19 protein-coding genes are annotated in these 19,289 nt (G+C 67.9%); 9 read left to right on the top strand and 10 right to left on the bottom strand.

Features of this window, described 5'->3' with window-relative positions; genetic code table 11:
* The first annotated feature begins 91 nt into the window (after positions 1-91).
* Positions 92-490, top strand: a complete 399-nt coding sequence (locus tag ACFULV_RS22660) for a nuclear transport factor 2 family protein (RefSeq protein ID WP_378659695.1) — start codon at positions 92-94, stop codon at positions 488-490.
* Positions 491-505: 15 nt separating this feature from the next.
* Here the strand turns inward: ACFULV_RS22660 and ACFULV_RS22655 are convergent, their stop codons facing one another.
* The gene (locus ACFULV_RS22655; RefSeq protein WP_378659693.1) at positions 506-1,282 is read right to left on the bottom strand and encodes an SDR family NAD(P)-dependent oxidoreductase; all 777 of its coding nucleotides are present in this window, start codon (positions 1,280-1,282) and stop codon (positions 506-508) included.
* A 143-nt stretch (positions 1,283-1,425) separates the two neighbouring features.
* Between ACFULV_RS22655 and ACFULV_RS22650 the strand changes: the two genes are divergently transcribed.
* On the top strand, positions 1,426-2,031 hold the full coding sequence (locus ACFULV_RS22650; protein WP_378659691.1) for a TetR/AcrR family transcriptional regulator: 606 nt from the start codon (positions 1,426-1,428) through the stop codon (positions 2,029-2,031).
* On the opposite strand, the gene ACFULV_RS22645 is transcribed toward ACFULV_RS22650, so the two are convergent.
* Positions 1,989-2,459, bottom strand: a complete 471-nt coding sequence (locus ACFULV_RS22645; protein WP_378659689.1) for a hypothetical protein — start codon at positions 2,457-2,459, stop codon at positions 1,989-1,991. The two genes, ACFULV_RS22650 and ACFULV_RS22645, sit on opposite strands and share 43 nt — an antisense overlap.
* A 184-nt stretch (positions 2,460-2,643) precedes the next feature.
* Here ACFULV_RS22645 and ACFULV_RS22640 point away from each other — a divergent pair, with 184 nt between their 5' ends.
* Genes ACFULV_RS22640 through ACFULV_RS22630 form a run of 3 tightly spaced genes read left to right on the top strand, consistent with a single transcriptional unit; the run spans position 2,644 to position 5,999 of the window.
* On the top strand, positions 2,644-3,021 hold the full coding sequence (locus ACFULV_RS22640) for an SHOCT domain-containing protein (protein WP_378629635.1): 378 nt from the start codon (positions 2,644-2,646) through the stop codon (positions 3,019-3,021).
* 54 nt (positions 3,022-3,075) lie between these two features.
* Positions 3,076-4,971 (top strand): alkyl/aryl-sulfatase, encoded by a 1,896-nt coding sequence (locus ACFULV_RS22635; RefSeq protein ID WP_378659687.1) that lies wholly within the window; start codon positions 3,076-3,078, stop codon positions 4,969-4,971.
* Between the two features lie 53 nt (positions 4,972-5,024).
* A complete protein-coding gene (locus ACFULV_RS22630) occupies positions 5,025-5,999 on the top strand; it encodes a DUF389 domain-containing protein (protein WP_378659685.1) in 975 nt (324 codons plus the stop codon).
* Between the two features lie 52 nt (positions 6,000-6,051).
* On the opposite strand, the gene ACFULV_RS22625 is transcribed toward ACFULV_RS22630, so the two are convergent.
* Positions 6,052-6,366 (bottom strand): SHOCT domain-containing protein, encoded by a 315-nt coding sequence (locus ACFULV_RS22625; protein ID WP_378659681.1) that lies wholly within the window; start codon positions 6,364-6,366, stop codon positions 6,052-6,054.
* A gap of 12 nt (positions 6,367-6,378) precedes the next feature.
* Entirely contained in the window at positions 6,379-6,801 is a 423-nt protein-coding gene (locus tag ACFULV_RS22620; RefSeq protein ID WP_378659678.1) for a DUF6325 family protein, read from the bottom strand.
* A 121-nt stretch (positions 6,802-6,922) separates the two neighbouring features.
* Here ACFULV_RS22620 and ACFULV_RS22615 point away from each other — a divergent pair, with 121 nt between their 5' ends.
* The 3 genes from ACFULV_RS22615 to ACFULV_RS22605 are packed head-to-tail and all read left to right on the top strand — an operon-like array spanning position 6,923 to position 9,926.
* Positions 6,923-7,579: a GAP family protein gene (locus tag ACFULV_RS22615; RefSeq protein WP_378659675.1), complete on the top strand. Its 657-nt coding sequence runs from the start codon at positions 6,923-6,925 to the stop codon at positions 7,577-7,579.
* Between the two features lie 12 nt (positions 7,580-7,591).
* The gene (locus tag ACFULV_RS22610; RefSeq protein ID WP_378659673.1) at positions 7,592-9,274 is read left to right on the top strand and encodes a SulP family inorganic anion transporter; all 1,683 of its coding nucleotides are present in this window, start codon (positions 7,592-7,594) and stop codon (positions 9,272-9,274) included.
* 28 nt (positions 9,275-9,302) lie between these two features.
* A complete protein-coding gene (locus tag ACFULV_RS22605) occupies positions 9,303-9,926 on the top strand; it encodes a DUF4203 domain-containing protein (protein WP_378659670.1) in 624 nt (207 codons plus the stop codon).
* A 39-nt stretch (positions 9,927-9,965) separates the two neighbouring features.
* Here ACFULV_RS22605 and ACFULV_RS22600 read toward each other — a convergent pair whose 3' ends face one another.
* From ACFULV_RS22600 to ACFULV_RS22590, 3 genes are read right to left on the bottom strand one after another with little or no spacing between them, the layout of a single operon-like run.
* Positions 9,966-11,570: an MFS transporter gene (locus ACFULV_RS22600; protein WP_378659667.1), complete on the bottom strand. Its 1,605-nt coding sequence runs from the start codon at positions 11,568-11,570 to the stop codon at positions 9,966-9,968.
* Positions 11,571-11,608: 38 nt separating this feature from the next.
* A complete protein-coding gene (locus tag ACFULV_RS22595; RefSeq protein ID WP_378659664.1) occupies positions 11,609-13,993 on the bottom strand; it encodes a beta-glucosidase in 2,385 nt (794 codons plus the stop codon).
* Between the two features lie 21 nt (positions 13,994-14,014).
* Entirely contained in the window at positions 14,015-15,007 is a 993-nt protein-coding gene (locus tag ACFULV_RS22590; protein ID WP_378659661.1) for a hypothetical protein, read from the bottom strand.
* Positions 15,008-15,151: 144 nt separating this feature from the next.
* Here ACFULV_RS22590 and ACFULV_RS22585 point away from each other — a divergent pair, with 144 nt between their 5' ends.
* Positions 15,152-16,456 (top strand): helix-turn-helix domain-containing protein, encoded by a 1,305-nt coding sequence (locus tag ACFULV_RS22585; protein WP_378659659.1) that lies wholly within the window; start codon positions 15,152-15,154, stop codon positions 16,454-16,456.
* Between the two features lie 60 nt (positions 16,457-16,516).
* Here ACFULV_RS22585 and ACFULV_RS22580 read toward each other — a convergent pair whose 3' ends face one another.
* The 3 genes from ACFULV_RS22580 to ACFULV_RS22570 are packed head-to-tail and all read right to left on the bottom strand — an operon-like array spanning position 16,517 to position 19,283.
* Positions 16,517-17,134, bottom strand: coding sequence for a DUF305 domain-containing protein (locus ACFULV_RS22580; protein ID WP_378659656.1), 618 nt, complete (start codon positions 17,132-17,134; stop codon positions 16,517-16,519).
* A complete protein-coding gene (locus ACFULV_RS22575) occupies positions 17,131-18,678 on the bottom strand; it encodes an LVIVD repeat-containing protein (RefSeq protein ID WP_378659653.1) in 1,548 nt (515 codons plus the stop codon). The genes ACFULV_RS22580 and ACFULV_RS22575 overlap by 4 nt, the downstream gene beginning before the upstream one ends.
* Entirely contained in the window at positions 18,675-19,283 is a 609-nt protein-coding gene (locus ACFULV_RS22570) for a TetR/AcrR family transcriptional regulator (RefSeq protein WP_378659651.1), read from the bottom strand. Before ACFULV_RS22570 ends, ACFULV_RS22575 begins: the two co-directional genes overlap by 4 nt.
* Positions 19,284-19,289 lie beyond the last annotated feature (6 nt).

Raw genomic sequence — 19,289 nt, 5'->3', positions numbered from 1 at the left:
CGCCGAGCCCGGGCGCGGCCGCATCGCCGGTCAGAGGTGTGCGTTCCATTCGTCCAAGACTGCCCAGAGCGCTCGGTCATAGCGTTGTCGCATGACAACAACACGAACTTCCCCCGGACGCGCGGAAGCTGACCAGCTCCTGGCCGTTCTCGACGAGTGGCAGGTGGCGATCGTCGCCAACGACGCGGACCAAATCGGTTCCTACATGGCCGACGAGTGGATCATGGTCTCCGAGAACGGCATAACCACCGCCGAACAGTTCCTGGCCTTCGTCCGGTCGGGCGATCTCACGCACTCGGCGATGGAGCGCGTCGGCGAGCCCCGAATCCGCTACCACGGCGAACTCGCCCTCCTGAGTACCCGGGTCACCAATACCGCCCATTACCAAGGCATTCGATTCGACGCCGACGAATGGACCACCGACGCCTTCATCCACACCGACGGCCGGTGGCGCTGTCTGCTGACCCAGATCACCGCCACCAAGAAGTAGTGTTCGCGCGGGAGATCAGGCGGGCGGGGTGGCCATGAGGGCTCGGACGTGGCCGAGGACGTCGGGGTATCTGCGCAGGTGCGCGCCGCCGTTGAGGTCGATGGTCGAGCCGGTCATCCAGGTGGCCTTGTCCGATGCGAGGAAGGCGGCCATGTCGGCGATCTCCTCGGGACGGCCGCTGCGGCCGAGCGGGGTGTTCTCCAGATAGTCCTCGGTCAGGCCGGGGACGAAGGCGATGCCGGCAACCAGGGGAGTGTCGACGAGGCCGGGGGAGATGGCGTTCACGCGGACCCGGCGATCGGCCAGCTCCAGCGCCGCGACCTCCACCAGCATCAGCACGCCTGCCTTCGCGGCGCAGTACGCGGCCATGCCGGTGCCGGGCTGGCGTCCGTTGAGCGAGGCGATGCAGGTGATGCTGCCGCCGTCGGCGATGCGGCGGGCCGCGTGCTTGAGCACGAGAAAGGTTCCGGTCAGGCAGACGTCGAGGGTGAGCTGCCAGTTCGCGAGCTCGAGGTCTGTGATCGGGCCGGTCATCGACAGGCCCGCGCAGCTGACCACGGCGTGCACGTCGTCCAGGTCCGCGACTCCGGCCGCGACGGACGCTTCGTCGGTGACGTCCATCCGGATGCTGGAGGCGGACCCGCCGATGGCTGTCGCGGCCTCGGCGGCCGCACTGTCGTCGATGTCGGCGACGATCACCCGGAAACCGTCGGCGGTGAGGGCGTGCGCGGTGGCCAGGCCGATGCCCGACGCGCCACCGATCACGATGGCGGTGCGCTGGTCTGTGGTCATGGTGCTCCTCGCGGCTGCGGACCTGCCCAGTAGACAGATTCTGGAAACTGTCCAGCGATCGTAGACACATTCTCGAAGATGTCTACTCCGTTGGTAGGATCCGTCCGTACCAGGACTGATCAGCCGTTCGGGAGGTGGGCCACGTGGTCGAAACGCAGGCGGTGACCGTCGGGGACAGGCTGATCGATGCGGCCCAGAAGATGCTGGCTCGCAAAGGGATTCGATCCACGACGATGATCGAGATCGCCGAGGAAGCGGGGGTGTCGCGCGCCTGGCTCTACCGGCACTTTCCCGACAAGACCGCGCTGCTCGGCGCCGCGATCGTTCGGCTCAACGACGCGCTGTGGACCGGGTCCCGCGCCGAACTCGACGTTCTCGGCACCTTCGGCGAACAACTCGCGGCAGGCGTGCGCATCGGCCGGGGCGCCTACGACGCCCCCGGTGCGCTGATCATGCGTCTGCGGCGCGACGAACCAGACGAATTCGCGCTGTGCACCGGTGCCGGCGTTTCGGGCCTCGTCCCCGATCTGGCCGACTTCTGGCTGCCCTACGTCGAAGCGGCCCTCGCGCGCGGCGAGATCCATCCCGGCCACGACCGCACCGAGGTCGCCGAATGGGTTGCGCGTGTACTGATCAGCCTCGGGACCGTCCCCGGTGAAACCGTCGACGTCGACGACAACGCCGCGGTTCTGCGCTACCTCCGTCGCTACCTACTCCCTGGTCTGACCGCCGATCCGATTGCGGGATAAGCCGTTTCACGCGCGTCGATGGCGCTCAGGCTCGGTCGGGGGTTCCAGGTGGAGACGGCCCAGATGACGATGAGGTCGATGACGATGATGATCACCGACCACCACGGGTAGTACGGCAGCGACAGGAAATTGGCGATGATCGACAGGACGGCCAGGCAGTAGGCGAAGATTCGGGCCCAGGTCGCGGTCAGCATCATGCCGATGGCTACCGCCACGAGGAATACCCCCAGCGCCAGGTGGATCCAGCCCCAGCTGCTGACGTCGAGCTCGTAGCTGTATTCGCTCGGGATCAGGAACAGCTCGTCCTTGGTGACGCCGGCGATACCGCGCAGGATGCTCAGCGTGCCTGCCACCAGGAGCATGATCGCCGCGAGCATGGTGATGCCTGCCGCGAGACCCTGGCGGACGGGATGCGAGGTGATCGTCATGGATTCGACGGTAGGGTTGTCGGGGACGATCCGGATCCCCCGTTCTGGGTGAGGTCGAGCGGCTCGGACGGATTCACCCGATTCGGATGATGTGGACGGCCGGGGTTCTTCGCGACCATGGCGGCAAGGGTCGAACCGTGACCGCCGCCCGGTGGACACGCATCACAGAAGTGAGGGTCGAATCATGTCGTCGGTGTGGGACGTTCTCTGGGTCATCATTGTGAGCTTCTGCTTTGTCGCCTACCTGATGTTGATGTTCTACCTGCTCACCGATCTTTTCCGCGACCGGTCCACCTCGGGCTGGGTGAAAGCGGTGTGGGTGGTGTGTTTGATCCTGTTCCCGCTGCTCACCGGACTGGTGTATCTGATCTTCCGCGGTAGCGGCATGGCGGAACGGACCGCCGAAGCGCAGAAGCAGGCGCGCACGGAGGCCGACGATTACATCAGGCAGGCCGCGGGCACCAACTCCGCCGCCCAGATCGCCGACGGGAAGAAGCTGCTCGACGCCGGGGCCATCACCGAGGCGGAATTCCAGCAACTCAAGGCCAAGGCCCTCGCCTGACATCCGCGCACGACTGCGCGATCCGGCGTCGCTCACAGACAGGAACACCATCTGATGACCAGTCAGCAGGAAGCCTCGGCCAGCGTCGAAGCCGACAACGAGACGTTGCTGGGCTCGCTACCGTTCGATGACACCCAGGATTTCGCCGATGCCGAGCGCGGGTTCGTCGCGGCGCTGACGCCGGGGGTGGTGAAGAACGCCGCGGGCAAGGTGGTGTGGGACATCGACGCCTACTCGTTCCTCGACGGCGAGTGCCCGCCCACGGTGAACCCGAGTCTGTGGCGGCAGTCGCAACTGTGTGTGAAGCAAGGCCTGTACGAGGTCACCGACGGCATCTTCCAGATCCGCGCATTCGATCTGTCCAACATGACGCTGGTCGAAGGTGACGCCGGCGTGATCGTGATCGATCCCCTGATCTCGGAGGAGACCGCCGCCGCCGGACTCGCGCTGTACCGCGAGCATCGTGGCGACCGCCCGGTGGCCGGGGTGATCTATTCGCATTCCCACATCGACCATTTCGGCGGCGTGAAAGGGGTGACCACCGAAGCAGAGGTCGCGGCGGGGCGTTGCCCGATCATCGCGCCGGTCGGCTTCACCGAACACGCGGTCGAGGAGAACGTGTACGCGGGCACCGCGATGGCGCGCCGCTCGGCGTACATGTACGGCGCCGCGCTTCCTCGTGGGCCGAAGGGGGCGGTCGGTGCCGGTCTCGGGCCGACCAATTCGCTCGGCACCCCGACCTTGATCTCGCCGACGGTCTACATCGACCACACCGGGCAGACCGTGACGGTGGACGGGGTGAGCATCGAATTCCAGATGACGCCGGGCACGGAGGCGCCCTCGGAGATGAACTTCTACTTCCCCGATCGGCGGGCGCTGTGCATGGCCGAGAACGCCACCCACACCCTGCACAATCTGCTGACATTGCGTGGTGCGCTGGTTCGCGATCCGCACGTGTGGTCGAAATACCTCACACAGGCGATCAACCGATACGCCGCCCGCACCGATGTCGTGTTCGCCTCGCACCATTGGCCGACCTGGGGAACCGACCGGCTGACCGAGTTCCTCTCGGTCCAGCGTGATCTCTACGGCTACCTCCACGACCAGACGTTGCGGGCATTGAACAAGGGCTCCACCGGCATCGAGATCGCCGAGGACCTGCCCTTGCCGCCGGCCGTCGTGAACTCGTGGTCGACCCACGGCTATTACGGGTCGGTGAGCCACAATGTCAAAGCGATCTACCAGCGATACATGGGCTGGTTCGACGGCAATCCCGCCACGCTGTGGCAGCATCCGCCGGTCGCGAACGCCCGCCGCCATGTCGAATTCATGGGCGGTGCCGACGAAGCCGTCGCCAAGGCGCGAAAGTCCTACGACGAGGGCGACTTCCGCTGGGTGGCCCAGGTGCTCAACTACGTCATCTTCGCCGACCCCGACAATGCCGAGGCGAAAGCGCTACAGGCCGACACGCTCGAACAGCTCGGCTTCGGCGCGGAGAACGGCACCTGGCGCAACTTCTTCCTGATGGGCGCCTACGAATTACGCAACGGCAATGTCGGTACTCCGCTGGCGACGTCCTCGGCCGACATTTCCGCGGCCCTGTCCGTGGAGCAGGTGTTCGACGCGATGGCGCTGCGCGTCGACGGCCCGCGCGCGTGGGATGCGACGATCGTCATCGACTGGCGCACCACCGATTCCGGTACGGTGCACCGCACCGAACTGCGCAACGGACTGCTCGTGCACTTCGACGTCGAAGGCGAGCCCCCGCCCGCCCAGGCGACGTTCACGCTTACCGAAGCGGACCTGCGCGCGGCACTGCTCGGTGGCCAGGATCTGGCGACGATGATCGGCGACGGTCGCGTCACCGCCGAGGGTGATCCCGCCAAGCTGGCCGAACTGGTCGGCTACCTCGACGCCCCCGACCCGGATTTCGCGATCGTAACCCCCTGATCCACCGGTCCGCCGTCGAAGGAGCCGCGCACCGAGAGCGGAGGTCGTGACGTATGCCTGCCATGCTGAGCTTTCTTGTCCCGCAGGAGCAACGTCGATCGCTGGACGAGCTGACCGACAAACTGGATCTGTCGGTGGGCCAGGTCGCGTCGAAGCGGTCGGCGTTCTGGATCATGCTGGTGATGTCGGCGGTGATCGCCATTTCGGGCGTCATCGGCGATTCCACCGCGACGGTGATCGGCGCGATGATCGTCGCGCCGCTGTCGATACCGATCCTGGGTGTCGCGTTGGGCGTGGTGACCGGTCGCGGGCCGTTGCTCGGCCGGAGTCTGCTGCTGGTCCTGTCGGGGATCGTGGTGGTGGTCGCGCTGGGGTTCCTTTTCGCGCAGGTGCTGCCCAATCCGGTGAATGTGCTGTCCAACGCCCAGGTCGTCGGGCGGACCTCGCCGAAATTGATGGACCTGACCGCGGCGATAGCGACCGGCATCGTCGCGGCGATCGCGATCACCCGGCGTGACGTGGGCGATGTGCTGCCCGGGGTGGCGATCGCGATCTCGCTGGTGCCGCCGCTCGGGGTGGTGGGGGTGTGCCTGGGATCGCATGCGCCCGCGCTCGCCGGTGGCGCGTTCGTGCTGTTCGCGTCGAATGTGGTCGCGATGATCATCACGTCGACGATCGTGCTGCTCATCGCCGGGTACGCGGGCGAGGCCGATCCGGCGACGATGCGGCGGGGCCGGGCCTACCTGGTGCTCGGCGCGGCGCTGGTGCTGGTGGCGATCCCGATGATGCTCAACTCGCTGTCGACTCTGTGGGCCGGTCAGATCGCCGACGCGGCCGGTGACTGGCTCCGGGACACACCGGACGCACAGGTCATGGACGTCACCCTGCACAGCGATGTCGCGACCGTCTCGGTGCTCGGCCCCGCGCAGTTGCCGCCGCGCGAGGAGCTGCAGCGCAAGGTGGACGAGCTCGTGCCGTGGGACCCGAAGCTGGTCATCATCCACACGGTGGGCGGTCGCGTGCAGTGAGCACAGCGCGACGCCCCCGGCACCGTGGCCGGGGGCGTCGTTCACCGGAAACTCAGCTGAGCAGTTTGGCTTTCGCGGCGGCGAATTCGGCGTCCGACAACGCGCCCGCGGAATGCAGCTCGGCCAATTTGCTGAGCTGGGCGACGGTGTCGTTGCCCGCACTCGGCGCGGGGGGCGGCGGGGGAGCCTGTTGCTGCGGCGGAGGCGGCGCCTGCTGTTGGGCGTAGGCCTGTTGTTCGGCGGCCCGTTGCGCGCCGCGCCGGTTCATCGCGTTCGAGGTGGCGGTCGCGGTTCCCGCGACGACCGCGGTTCTGGCGATGGTGCCGATCAGTCCCGGTCGCCCGACGCGACCCCTGCGAAGTGGCATATCGATTCCTTCCTAGGCGAGGGCGAGCGCGGCGTCGACGGCATCGCGCGGTACCTGCACGTGCAGCGCGACCTCGCCGTCGGCCGCGCGCACGGCGCTTGCCAGGCGCAGTGCCCACGTTTCCTCGAAAACGATGACGACAGCGGTCGTTCCCGGTTCCATCGACGCGCGGACCACATCGAGGTCGTCGTCGCTGACGAGGTCGATGTCGGCGGCCGTCAGACCCGTCAGACCCACCGCGGCGATGTCGTCGTCGATCTCGCGTTCGGTGATCGCGCCCGCCTCGTCCATGGACAGCACGATCAAATCGAGCAGCGTGACCGTGCCTTTCGCGACGATCTCGGCCAGTGCCGCGGACACGGATTCGTCGATCTCGGTGCCGGGAAAAGTGAGCACGAGGAATTCGACCGGTCCGAGCGTTGCTGGTGATCCCATGGGGCGAATCATGCCGTCGGTGAGCGCCCGGCTGCTTCACCCGAATCGGATGAAAACAGGCGCGCGCAGTTCACCCGGAAAGTGTGAGGCGCGCCGGGACCGGCCCGCTTAGCGTCGTGGCATGGGCTCAGTAATCGGCGGTCTTCTGCCACTGGCGGTGGGTGTGGCGGTTTCGCCGATCCCGATCATCGCCGCCATTCTGATGATCTTGTCGAAGAACGCGGGCGGTGCCGCGAAGGGCTTCGCCGTGGGGTGGGTGGCCGGCATCCTCGTCGTGACCGGCGTGATGACCTTGCTCGCCGGGACACTGGGCGGCACGGACAGCGAACCGTCGACCGGCGCCTCGATCGTGAAGATCATTCTCGGCGTCGCGCTGGTGGTCCTGGCGGTGATCCAGTGGCAGGAACGGTCGCAGACCGAGGTGCCCGGCTGGATGAAGGCGATCGACACGCTCACGCCGGTGAAGGCGCTGGGGCTGGGGGCGCTGCTGTCGGGCGTCAATCCGAAGAATCTGCTGCTGTGTGTGTCGGCGGGTGTCGCGATCGGGGCAGGCGGTCTGAGCGCGGGGGGCGACCTGGTCGCGATCGTGGTGTTCACCTTGCTCGCCTCGGTCACCGTGCTGGCGGTGGTCGTGGGGTACATGCTCGCGGCCGACAAACTCGGTCCGATGCTCGACAGCCTGCGGGAGTGGTTGCAGCTCAACAACCATGCGGTGATGGCGATCGTGCTGTTGATCATGGGCTCCGTGGTCGTCGGCAAGGGCATCGGCGGGCTGTAGCGAGGAGGAATCGTGGCGCTGTCGATACCGGTGTTCGAGTCACTGCACGGCTATCGGCGGGCCTGGCTGCGACCGGATGTGATCGCCGGTCTCACGGTGTGGGCGGTGCTCGTGCCCGAAGCGCTGGCCTACGCGTCGATCGCCGGGGTGCCGCCGGTGGTCGGGCTCTACGCGGCGGTGCCGTCACTGGTGCTCTACGCGCTGGCAGGCAGTTCGCGGCACCTGGTGGTCGGCCCGATGTCGGCGACCGCGGCACTGTCGGCGGCGATCATCGCCCCGCTCGCGGGTGCCGACAACGGCCGCTACATCGCGTTGACGGCCGCACTCGCCATCGCGACCGGCCTGGTCGGTCTGCTCGCCGGTCTCATCCGGCTCGGCTTCATCGCCGCGTTCATCTCCGAACCGGTGCTCAAGGGCTTCATCGTCGGACTCGCCCTGGTCATCATCATCGGGCAGGTGCCCAAGTTACTCGGCGTCGACAAACACGACGGCAACTTCTTCCGGCAGGCGTGGGGCATCATCACCGAGCTGGGCCATGCCCAGTGGCGCACTGTGACGGTCGGCCTGATCAGCCTCGCGCTGGTGCTCGCATTGCGCCGCTGGCTGCCGTTCGTTCCCGGCGCGCTGGTGGCTGTGGGGTTCGGCATCGTGGTCGTGACCTTGTTCGGACTCGACGACAAGGGTGTCTCGATCGTCGGTCATATCGACTCGGGACTGCCCGCGTTCGGCCTGCCGTCGGGGGTGTCGTTCGGTGACTACCTCGATCTGCTCGGACCCGCCGTCGGGGTATTGCTGATCGGCTTCGCCGAGGGCCTCGGCGCCGCGAAAACCTATGCGGCCAAAGCGGGTTACACCATCGACCCGAATCGGGAGCTGCTCGGATTCGGTGTCGCCAATCTCGGCTCGGGGCTGAGTTCGGGGATGGTCGTCAACGGCAGCCTGTCGAAGACGGCGGTCAATGGCGGCGCCGGCGCGAAGACCCAGCTCAGCGGGCTTGTCGTGGCCGGGCTCACCATCGTCACCCTGCTGTTGCTCACCGGGCTGTTCGAGAAACTGCCGGAGGCCACGTTGGCGGCGGTCGTGATCGCGGCCGTGATCGAGCTGGTCGATATCGCCGCCCTGCGCCGCCTCTACCGGGTCTGGACCCACATGCTCGGCAGCATCTACGGAAAGGCGGCGCGCGTCGACTTCCTCGGCGCGATGGCCGCGATGCTGGGTGTGCTGGTCTTCGATACGCTGCCGGGCCTGCTCATCGGCATCGGCGTGTCGATGCTGCTGCTGGTGTACCGAGCCTCGCAACCGCATGTGGCCGAGCTCGGCAAGGAAGGGTCGTTGTGGGTGGCCGCCATCCGGCACCCGGACGCGGCGACGCGACCCGATCTGCTGGTCGTCCGGGTCGAATCGGGGTTGTTTTTCGCCAACTCCGATTATGTGAAGGATCAGATCGAAGGGCTGTGCACCGACCGCACCCGGATGGTCGTCCTCGACGCGGAGACCTCGCCCTCGGTCGACGTGACCGCCGCGACGATGCTGCTCGCCCTGCGAGACACGCTGGCCTCCCGGCGCATCGGGTTCGCCGTCGCGCGACCGATCGCCCAGTTCGGTGACGCACTCGGCTCGGCCGAGCACGGTGACGTCCCGGTCCCGATCTATCCCACCGTCGCCGCCGCGACCGCCGCACTGTCCGGGTCGTGATCGTGCTCGCCCGTCGAAAGGAACGCAGATGAACGGCATTCTGGTCGCCCTCGTCGGAGCGCTGTTGTGCTTCTACGGGATTCGCTCGGTCCACTTGGGCCTGCTCGCGATCGGGTTCGGTCTCGGCTGGCTGATCGCCGACCTGTTCAACGCCAGCTTCTGGTGGCTGTTGCTGGCCGCGCTGATCGGCGCGGTGTCGGTCTGGGCGGTCACCTCGCTGGTGTTCCGTTTCGCCTCCTATTTCATCGGCGGTCTCACCGGCGTGATGATCGGCACTAAGCTGGCGACGGTGTTGCAGCCCGGTGACAAGAACGTCGCCTTGAGCATGATCGTCGCGCTCGCGGTGGGTGTGTCGGGCGCGTTCCTGGCGCAGAAGTTCCATGCTCGCGCACTGCTGTGGTTGACCTCGATCGGTGGCGCGAGCATGGTGTGCAGCGGTGTCGCGCTGTTCAGCGACTCGCTGTCGTTCCTGCGCGACCCCGAGCCAGGCTGGCAGCAGGTCACCGCCACCCTGGCCTGGGTGGGTCTGTCGATCCTCGGCTGGATCACCCAGCGCCACTTGTTCGCCGAGCAGCTCGGCATCCAGCACCTGGTCGGTGACGACGACGAGCCGGACATGCGAGACCGCAACGGCGGCTGGCCGACGAAGTGACCAGCCGGCGGTCGACACCGCCGGCTGGTCAGTTTCGGATCAGTGGGCGGTGCCGCCCGTGGCCGGGGTGCGGCCGTGCTTCATCACCAGGGCGAGGGTGAGGGCGACGGCCGAGGCCACCGCGCAGACCCAGAAGCCCAGTTGGTACCCACGATCACCGAACAGGTCGGGCAGCGGGGTGGTCGGTTGGTCCTGGCCGCCGACGCTCACCAGGGCGCTCATGCCGTTGCTGTGCAGGAACGCGGTGACGATCGCGAGACCGATCGCGACACCCATGGACTGCATCACACCGAGCATGCCCATGCTGACGCCCTGCTGTTCCTGCGGAACCGCCTCCACCAGCAGGATCGGCATACAGGCGTAGTACATGCCGAAGCCGATGCTGAAGATCGAGTTCACGATCAGGAAGTTGGTGGTGGTCAGTGGCAGGACCGCGAAGGCGACGGCCGCGGTGGCGAAGATGACAAGTGCCGCGACGAGCGGCAACCGGGCACCGACCCGCCTGGCGAGCAGACCGGCGACCGCGCCGAAGATCATCGTGATCACCGAACCGAGCAGTGCGATCCGGACGGCGAACTCGAGCAGGGTGTATCCGCTGCCGTAGGTGTAGCCGGGATCGAGCGTGACCTGCACGGCCTCGATCGGCAGTGCCTGACCTGTCAGCTGCTGGATCTGGGCCAGGGTGCCCTGCGCAACACCGTCGACGACGGTCGACTCCGGCGGGGTCTGGGACATGTAGGCGATGGCGTAGGACACGATGCCGATCTGCAGGGACGCGAAGAGCGCACCGGCCAGCACCAGCGCCACGCGGGGGTGGAACAGCAGCTGCATGTCCATGATCGGTGTGGTGGCCCGCTTCTCGACGAGGACGAACAGCACGAGCAGCACCAGGCCCGCGATCAGCCAGGCCAGCGTGGTCGGCTTCGACCAACCCCAGTCGTGGCCCTTGTCGACATAGATCAGGGTGAGTGCGGCACCACCAGCGAGCAGCGCGGCGCCGACGATGTCGATGCGCTCGGTGACCCGCAGCTTGGACTCGGGCACGATGAACCACACCAGCGGCAACATCACCACAGTGAACGCCCCCAGTACCCAGAAGATGGCACGCCAGCTGTGGTTGTCGACGAGGTAGCCGCCGAGCAGGGGGCCCGCGATGGAGGCGACGCCGAAGCCGGTCGCGGTGAGACCGAGGGCGAGCGGAACCATCTTGCGCGGCATCAGATCCCGGATGAGACCGTAGGCGATCACCGCAGTCGCGATGGCGGTGGCTTGCAGGCAGCGACCGAACAGGAACACACCCCAGTTCGAGGTGGTCGCGTCGAGTACGCAGCCGATCACGAACAGGGCGCCGCAGATGAGGAACATCCGCTTCTTGCCCCAGACATCACTCATCTTGCCGATCAACGGAGACGCGGCCGCGCCGATCAAACCGAAAACGATGATGGCCCAGTTGATGTTGGCCCCGACGCCGGGGAAGCTCGGTGCGATCTTCTGTAGGGCCGCCGCGACGATCGTGTACTGCATCGGGGCGATCTCGGAGAAGAGCACGATCACGGCTAGGACCGTGAAAATTCTTGCGCGCGACGCGCCTTCGAGTCTTCCGGTGTCATTGGTGTCGTCTGGCTTGATGGTACTGGTGGACATGGCCACGCTCCGTTGTTCGAGCTGATAGAAATTTCGAGCTAGTAGATGTAGGCGGTGTGGGGAAGGTCGGTGACGGAAGTTCCGGCCCGCACGATGAATTCGCCGGGTTCGCTCTCCCAGCCGCTCGTGCCCCAGTGCTGGAAGGCGCGAGCGGGTAGGTCGATCGACACCGTGTGAGTCTCGCCGGGGGCGAGGCTGATGGTGGTGAAACCGGCGAGCCAGCGAACCGGACGGTCGATTGCGCTGTCCGGGCGCGAGAGATACACCTGGACAACCTGTTTGCCGGTTCGCTCACCGGTATTGGTCACCGTCAGCGCGACGGTGCGGCCCTCGACGGTGAGATCGCTGGTCTCCCAGGTGGTGTAGCCCAGACCGTGACCGAACGGGTAGGCGGGTTCGATGTCTGCCTTCAGCCACGCGCGGTAGCCGATGTGGATGCCCTCGGCGTAGTCGAGCACGCCGTCGACGGGGGTGGTGTCGAGCACGGGGACGTCGGCCATGGTCTTCGGCCACGTGGTCGGCAGCCGGCCGCCGGGTTCGACGGAGCCGGTGAGGACATCGGCCAGCGCCGCGCCGAACTCCTGGCCGGGGAACCAGGCGAGCAGCACGGCGGCGACCTCGTCGCGCCACGGCATCTCCACCGGCGCACCGGAGTTCACCACGACCACCGTGCGGGGGTTCACGGTGGCGATCGCCGAGACCAGCTCGTCCTGACGGCCGGGCAGCCGCAGCGAGGTGCGATCGACGCCTTCGCTCTCGATCTGCTCGGTGGTGCCGACCACGACAACGGCCACCTCGGCGGCCGCAGCCTGTGCGACCGCGGCCGCGAACTCCTCGTCGTCGGCGCGCTGGGGACGGCGGATACCGAGCGTCGCGCCGAGGATGATGCCGAGGCCGGGCATCGCTTCCTCGATGCTGGTCACCACCCGGACATCGATCTCCTCGCCGACGGCGAGCGTGCGCGTGACGTGGCGTTGCGGCGGGTTGAGCAGTGCGGCGGCCGGGTCGCCACCGTCGAGCACCATGTTCTCGTCGAGGACGGTCTCGCCGTCGAGGTCCAGCCGGATATGACCGACCCCGCCGAAACCGATCTGCCATTCTCCGGCCATGTCGGCGCGCAGGCGCGTGTGCAGCTCGATCGTGTTCGACCGCGCCGCGAGCTCATCGCCGAGTAGGACGAGTCGGCTCGTGGTCCGGTGTTGGGTACCGAGCTCGGTCTCGTCCTTGAAATAGCGGGCCGACAAGCCGGGCTCGCCGGATTCGGGGTCGGTCATGAGGGCGAGCGGGGCCGGGATCAGCGCCTCGGACAGGTGGACGCCCGCGGTGTGTGTCAGCGGTCGTCGGCCGGTGAGACCTTCGACGGGCGTCGTCGTATGACCCGGGATGACGGTGGCGCTACCGCCGCCGAGGAACCGGGGTTCCCCCGCCGACGGGCCGAGCAGGGCGACCGTGGTTTCCGGTGCGAGCGGGAGGATTCCGTCGTTGCGCACCAGGACCATCGCCTCGGCGGCGACCCGGCGAACCAGGTCCTGTGCTTGCTCGTCCCTGAAAACCGCTGTGGGCTGGGGTGTTCCGTCGAGCGCGCCGACGCGATGTGCGAATCGCAGGATGCGATGGACTTTGTCGTCGATCACGGATTCGGCGATCTCGCCTGAGCGAACCTTCTCGGCCAGCGGCTCACCCCACAGGTACCAGGGCCCCGGCATACACAGATCGGTGCCGTTGGCCGCGCTCTCGGTGCTGCGGACCGCGGTCCAGTCCGAGACGACGACACCGTCGAATCCCCACGCGCCCTTGAGCGGTTCGTCGAGCAGCGGGTTCTCGGTCATGGTCGTGCCGTTGACCGAGTTGTAGGCGTCCATGAGCATCCACGCGCCCGCTGCCACGGTGCGTTCGAAGGGGTAGAGGTACAGCTCGTGCAGCGCGCGGTCGCCGACCCGCACGTCGACGGTGAAGCGGTCGGTCTCGGAGTCGTTGGCCACGTAGTGCTTCGGGCACGCGCTGACCCCGTGCGCCTGCACGGACCGCACATAGGCCTCGGCCATCTCGGCGGTGAGCAGCGGGTCCTCGGAAAAGCACTCGAAATGCCTGCCGCCCAACGGCGAACGATGCAGGTTCATCGTCGGGCCGAGGACCGCGTAGACGTCCTTGCGGCGCGCTTCGGCGGCGATGAGGGCCCCGATCTCGGTGAGGAGTCCGGGATCCCAGGTCGCGGCGACCGCGGTACCGGAAGGCAGGCTGACCGAGGGGTCGCGTTCGTCCCAGTTCTCGCCGCGCACCCCGGAGGGACCGTCGGACACCGGCATCTCGGCGAGTCCGATCGCGGGGTCACCGGCCATCCGGAACAGGCCCGCGCCGGAGATCAGCCGGAGCTTGCCGTCCAGATCCAGCTCGGCGAGTAGCTCCTTGATGCGGTCTTCCATGAAGAGGCAGCCTTTCTTCGATCAGCGGGTGAGGGTGCTGGCCTGCTCGGACCAGTACGGGTTGTGCAGGAATTCGCCGGTGCCCGCGACGAATGCGCCACGGGCGGCCGGATCGTCGCGCAATTGGCCACGGAACCACGCCGCCAAGTAGCCGAGGTAGCGATAGACGCCTTCGGTGCAGCTGTAGTTGGTGCAGTCGGGCTGGCCCTGGATGTCGTTGTGCTGGGCGCCGATCAGCGCGGCGCGGGCCTTGGGCACCTGCGCGGGCAGGGCGTCGTAGTACGCCTGCATGGACTGCTGGCCGATCAGCGCGGGTGGCAGCTGCTGGGTCCCCGGCGAGATGCCGTCGGCCGAACCGTTGACCAGCAGCACCGAGCCCGAGGTGATCGCACTGGTGTCGACACAGGCGCTCTGGCCGTCGACCGTCGGCAGCGACGAACACACCGCGGCCAGCGGCATCTCGAGCGTCACGGCGGTGTCGACCAGGCCGGACCCACGCGCGAGCGCGTTCAGCGCACCCAGACCGCCTTGAGAATGACCCGCCGCGCCCACCGCATCGAGATCGATCTTGCCGTGAAAGACGCTGCTCGGGTCGTTGTTCTGCTCGGCGAGGTAGCGCACGGCGTCGAGCATCTGCACGCCGGTTCCGGTGTCGGTCCGGTCGGCGGCGATCACGACGAATCCCCACGACGCGAGGTGTGCGAGCAGGTACGCGTATTCGCGTGGGTGCGCCATCGTGCCGTTGCCCCAGGTGATGACCGGGTGGGCGCCCGCGTCGAGATCCGCCGGGTACCAGATGTCGTAGGTATCGCCGGTCGAGGTGCAGCAGTCGGCACCGGATCGTTCGGCCACCGCCCATGGCCCCAGGCCGTAGTAGGTCGCCTCGACCGGCGCGGCCGGTTGGTAGGACGGTGCGGCCGAGACCGGTGCCGTCGAGACGGCCGCGGTCAGCGCGACGGCGGCCAGGGCGATGCGGGCGCCTCGATGCACCCGCTGGACAGTTCTGTTGCTCACGATCTCCGACGTTAAGCAGGTGAACAGGCATAGAGGCCTCGCCACGTCGTCTTGCAGACATGTTGCAGACACCCACGCGCGGGGCTGCCCGCGACGTATTCTCGAACTGATGAACGAGTCGACCCGCACCGGCGCGGACCTCGGATGACCGAGGTCGGCTCGGCCCTGCGCGCGGCCCGAACAGCGGCGGGTATCAGCCTGCAGGGCATGTCCGCGCGCACGAACTATTCGAAGCCGTATCTGGGTCAGCTCGAGACCGGCGCCCGGATGGTGCGCGCCGAGCACGTGGCCGCGTACGCGTCGGCGCTGCACACTCCGCTGGATCATCTGCGCGACCGGCTCACCGTCGATTCGGTCAGCGAACTCGACGATCTGCCCACGCAGCTTTCGTCGCTGCTGCTGCCGCCCATCGCGCACTCGCGCGGCGATCACCCCACCTTCGCCGCGACGGAGCTGGCGGACGCCGAGCAGCTCGCCACCTGGGCGCGCGCCCGGCAGTGGGACGACGGACCGGCGCCGCGCCGCGCGGTGACGGCCTGGCTGTCGGTGAATCTGCCGCGTTTGCAGCAGCTCTCGGCCGGGGGCGGGCATGGGCGCGCCTTCCGGGCCGGTGCCGAGCTGGCCGATATCGCGGCCGCCATGAGCTGGGACGTGGAAGACGTTGTCGCCGGTCGCCGGTACTCGGTCGCCGCGGCACGGCTGTCGCATGCCGCGGGCGAGGAGGTGCTCACCGCCGCGATCCTCGCCGAGGCATCCTGGCAGCTCCTCGACAGTGGTAGGCCGGCCGAAGGGCTCGAGGTGGCCCAGCTCGCCCAGTATCTGGCGCGGCGCACCGCGACGCCCGTGCTGCGGGTCGCCCTGGCCGAATTGGAGGCCTACGCGCACGGAATTCTCGGCGAACACGCCGCCTTCCAGCGAGCGATCGTGGTCGCTGCCGAGTGCCGGAGCGAAGCCGCCGAGACCGCGTCGAGCAGGGCCGAAGCCACCGAGACGGCCACCGGGGACCGCGCCGCCGACCGGACTCTGACCGCGGTCACCATGAGCATGCTCCTCGGACCGCGCAGGGATTGGCCGGGGCCGGGGCAGCAGTCGCGGCTGCTCGGCAAGAGCTACCGCCACCTCATCGCCACCCGCCCCGACCTGGCTCGCATCGCCTTCGATGACATGCACGCGCCGCTGCCGGCGGAATTCGTCACGCCGGCGATGGCCGCCATCTCCTCGGCTCGCCTGCAGTTGATGCTCGGCGAGCCCGAGCAGGCCGCCGAACAGGTCGGTCAGGCGTTGTCGTTGGACGGTGGCCCGACCGGGCGCACCGCCGCCCGACTGTCGGATTTCTGGCACGAGTCGGTCGAATTCGCCGCGGTCCCGGCGGTCGGCGAGGTGCGCGCCACGATCGGCGAGCTGGTCGGGCACCCCGACTTCAGACCCGAGTCCGTCATCGAGCTGTAGGACCGAGGTCGTCGACCATGCGGAAGCGCTCGGTGCACGTGCGCTTGCGCCGTCCGGTCCTCAGCCGGTCGTGGCGCGCTGGGACATCAGCAAGCCGATGATCCCGGACTCCTGGCTCTGCGTGCTCACCATGTCACGGGCCGCCTGTTCGACCGGCCCGCCCTCGGACAGCTCGTCGAACGCTTGAGCCATGGCGACCCCGCCCTGGTGATGGCGATACATCAGCCGCAGGAACATCGTCTCCGCGTCGGCGCCGTGTGCCTGCGCGAGCGCGTCGAGGTCGGCGCGAGTGGCCATGCCGGGCATGGTCATCGACGAGGACGCGGCGGTGTGGTGACCGGTGGGCATCCACGACATCGGGTGCGGGTTGGTCGGGGTCGCCGCGGCCAGCCGGAGCCAGCCGAGCATCATGCCGATCTCGAGGCGCTGGGCATCGGCGATCTGGTCGGCCAGCCGCCGCACGGTGGGATCGGCATCGACGGCCAGGCGCTCGACCATGATGAGCGCCTGCTGATGGTGACCCGTCATGTCCTGCACGAAGCCGATCTCGGTAGGCGTCAATACCGGTGTGACGGTGTCGGTCTCGGAGAAGAAGAGCGGTCGGACGGCCGCGCCGACCACCAGCAGCAGCAGTACCGTCGCCGCACCCGCGGCGCCGAGCAGCACCCGCCGGGTCATGAGCCGACCGTCGACCGCTGATCGGTGGGCGGGGTGTACACCTCGGGCGACAGCTCCAAGGTGAGCAACCCGTTGTCGGCGCAGGCGGCCCAGAGCTGGTTGCCGCGCCACTCGGGAGCGGAGAAGCACCAGTCGGTGGAGAGGTCACCGAAGGCCACGTCACCGGTGCGCGAACTCCGCGCCTGCTCGGGATCGAGAACGCCCGCGTCGACGGCCTGCATCACCGATTGCACGCTGAGCAGCGGCACTCCGATGATCGAGGCGAGCGCGTGCGGGGAGTTCCACAGTTCGCTGTTCTGACCGGTGCGCGCGGGCGGGTTGTAGTAGGCGATCTCGCGTACCCGGAGCGGGTCGCGGACGTCGAAAACCCGGATGCCGGAGGCGATCCAGCCACATGCGAGCGCGGTGGGATTCACCGGGCGATCGGCGGAGCAGTAGTGGGCGTCGTAGGTGAAGATCGACCCACCCATCCCGGAGGCGAGCGCGCTGTCGCGATGTTGCTGCAGGTTGATCTCCAACTTGATGGAGTTCACGATGCGCGGGTTGGTGTCGTCGGAGATGTCGATGAGTTTGACGCCGCCGGATCCGGCCTCGTCGGCGGTGAACAGGTAGGGCACGCCGTTGTAGGTGACGGGCACGTTCTGCTGCGTCGCCCAGCCATCGGTCCAGGTCAGCTGGGAGATGATCGGCACCTGCGGGTCGGGGTCGCGCCGCTGCACCGCACTGGTGTCGAGGATGGTGAGCCCGCCCATGTTGTTGGCCAGGTAGAGGCGGTTGCCGTCGGCGCGCAGGCCCATGCCGTGCATGGACTGCCCCGGCATGCCCTGCCAGATCACGCGGGGGTCGGCCGGATCGGTCAGGTCGACGGCGCTGACGATGCCGGGGATGACCCCTGATGCCCAGTACGTGCGGCCGTCGGGGGAGAAGCCGCCCTCGTGCGCCGTGATCGGGACCGGCAGGCTCACGTCGGTGCCGGGTCCCGGGTTGAGCAGGCGCGGGTGCGCGCAGTCGGAGATGTCGTAGATCGAGATCAGTCCCGCACCGGTGAACGCGGGAGCTCCGGTGCCGACCAGCAGCTTTCGCGCGGCGTTGACCTTGAGGCTCTCCCAGGTACCCGCCAGCATCGCGGGTTCGGTGAGCGTGGCGGTGAGCACCGGGTTCGCCGGATCGGCGACATCGATCACCTGCACGCCCTGCGCGGGATTGAGCAGGTTGCCGGGAAAGAAGCTGCCGAGGTAGACGCAGTGATCGAACTGCGTCGAGGTGATGCCGGCGCCGCGGCCCGCGTATCCGCCGATGCGGCTGATGTTGCAGCGGTAGCCCTGGGTGCTGCGGCCGCTGTCGCGTTCGGCGGCGGGTACGTCGCCCTGGAGGCCTGGTTCGGGGATCGCGTCGCCCGCACAGTTCGCGCGGGCGACGGCGGTATCGGCGAGGCCGCGGTCCTCCTGAACGACGGCGGGTGAGTCCGGTTGCGCGGTGCCGACGGCGTTGGGGACCACGAGCACGGCCGCGACGGCGATCAACAAACAGTAACGCGTTCTCATGGCTGACTCTCGTGCTCGGTGGCCAGGGTGACCAGTGCCGCCGCGGTCTGACGGCAGAAGCGCTCGCCGTCCTCATCACCGCGGGTGAGCGCGCGCAAGAGGGTTGCGCCGCGCAGGAATTCGAAGATCAGGTCGGGATCGCAGGCGGGTTTGACCTGTCCGTTCGCGATCGCCGCGTCGATGGTCGCGCGGATGGCGACCCTGGCCAGGCCTTCGCCGCGTTCCCGCAGGCGCTGGTAGCTCTGTTCGTCGTCGTGGTAGGCCGAGAGCAGACCGGGGATGCCGGAGCGGGCCGCGGGATGGGTGGCCGCGGCGAAGAACAGTTGTGTCCAGGCCAGCAGGTCAGCGGCGATATCGCCGGTCGGCCGCGGGATGGCACCGGTGTCGAGGGCGAAGATCGCGTCCTCGACGAGGTGGATCTTGTTGGGCCACCGACGGTAGATCGAGGTGGCGACCACCCCGGCTCGGCGCGCCACACCCTGGATGGTCGTGGCCTGGAAACCCTGCTCCACCAACAACTCCTGAGTGGCTCGCAGCACCTGCTCGTCCAGCTGTGGGTCGCGCGGTCGGCCGGGCCCCTGTCGGGCCTCGCTCTTGTCGGTCACCGGTTG

Source organism: Nocardia sp. NPDC057272, assembly GCF_042668615.1.
Classification (GTDB): Bacteria; Actinomycetota; Actinomycetes; order Mycobacteriales; family Mycobacteriaceae; genus Nocardia.
This window is presented reverse-complemented; position numbering and strand designations above follow the sequence as displayed.

Coding starts and splice junctions, on each gene's coding strand:
- ACFULV_RS22655 (WP_378659693.1), bottom strand. CDS start 1,282: ATGACCACAGACCAGCGCACCGCCATCGTGATCGGTGGCGCGTCGGGC.
- ACFULV_RS22585 (WP_378659659.1), top strand. CDS start 15,152: ATGACCGAGGTCGGCTCGGCCCTGCGCGCGGCCCGAACAGCGGCGGGT.
- ACFULV_RS22640 (WP_378629635.1), top strand. CDS start 2,644: ATGTCGTCGGTGTGGGACGTTCTCTGGGTCATCATTGTGAGCTTCTGC.
- ACFULV_RS22575 (WP_378659653.1), bottom strand. CDS start 18,678: ATGAGAACGCGTTACTGTTTGTTGATCGCCGTCGCGGCCGTGCTCGTG.
- ACFULV_RS22630 (WP_378659685.1), top strand. CDS start 5,025: ATGCCTGCCATGCTGAGCTTTCTTGTCCCGCAGGAGCAACGTCGATCG.
- ACFULV_RS22635 (WP_378659687.1), top strand. CDS start 3,076: ATGACCAGTCAGCAGGAAGCCTCGGCCAGCGTCGAAGCCGACAACGAG.
- ACFULV_RS22600 (WP_378659667.1), bottom strand. CDS start 11,570: ATGTCCACCAGTACCATCAAGCCAGACGACACCAATGACACCGGAAGA.
- ACFULV_RS22625 (WP_378659681.1), bottom strand. CDS start 6,366: ATGCCACTTCGCAGGGGTCGCGTCGGGCGACCGGGACTGATCGGCACC.
- ACFULV_RS22615 (WP_378659675.1), top strand. CDS start 6,923: ATGGGCTCAGTAATCGGCGGTCTTCTGCCACTGGCGGTGGGTGTGGCG.
- ACFULV_RS22660 (WP_378659695.1), top strand. CDS start 92: ATGACAACAACACGAACTTCCCCCGGACGCGCGGAAGCTGACCAGCTC.
- ACFULV_RS22580 (WP_378659656.1), bottom strand. CDS start 17,134: ATGACCCGGCGGGTGCTGCTCGGCGCCGCGGGTGCGGCGACGGTACTG.
- ACFULV_RS22620 (WP_378659678.1), bottom strand. CDS start 6,801: ATGGGATCACCAGCAACGCTCGGACCGGTCGAATTCCTCGTGCTCACT.
- ACFULV_RS22645 (WP_378659689.1), bottom strand. CDS start 2,459: ATGACGATCACCTCGCATCCCGTCCGCCAGGGTCTCGCGGCAGGCATC.
- ACFULV_RS22605 (WP_378659670.1), top strand. CDS start 9,303: ATGAACGGCATTCTGGTCGCCCTCGTCGGAGCGCTGTTGTGCTTCTAC.
- ACFULV_RS22595 (WP_378659664.1), bottom strand. CDS start 13,993: ATGGAAGACCGCATCAAGGAGCTACTCGCCGAGCTGGATCTGGACGGC.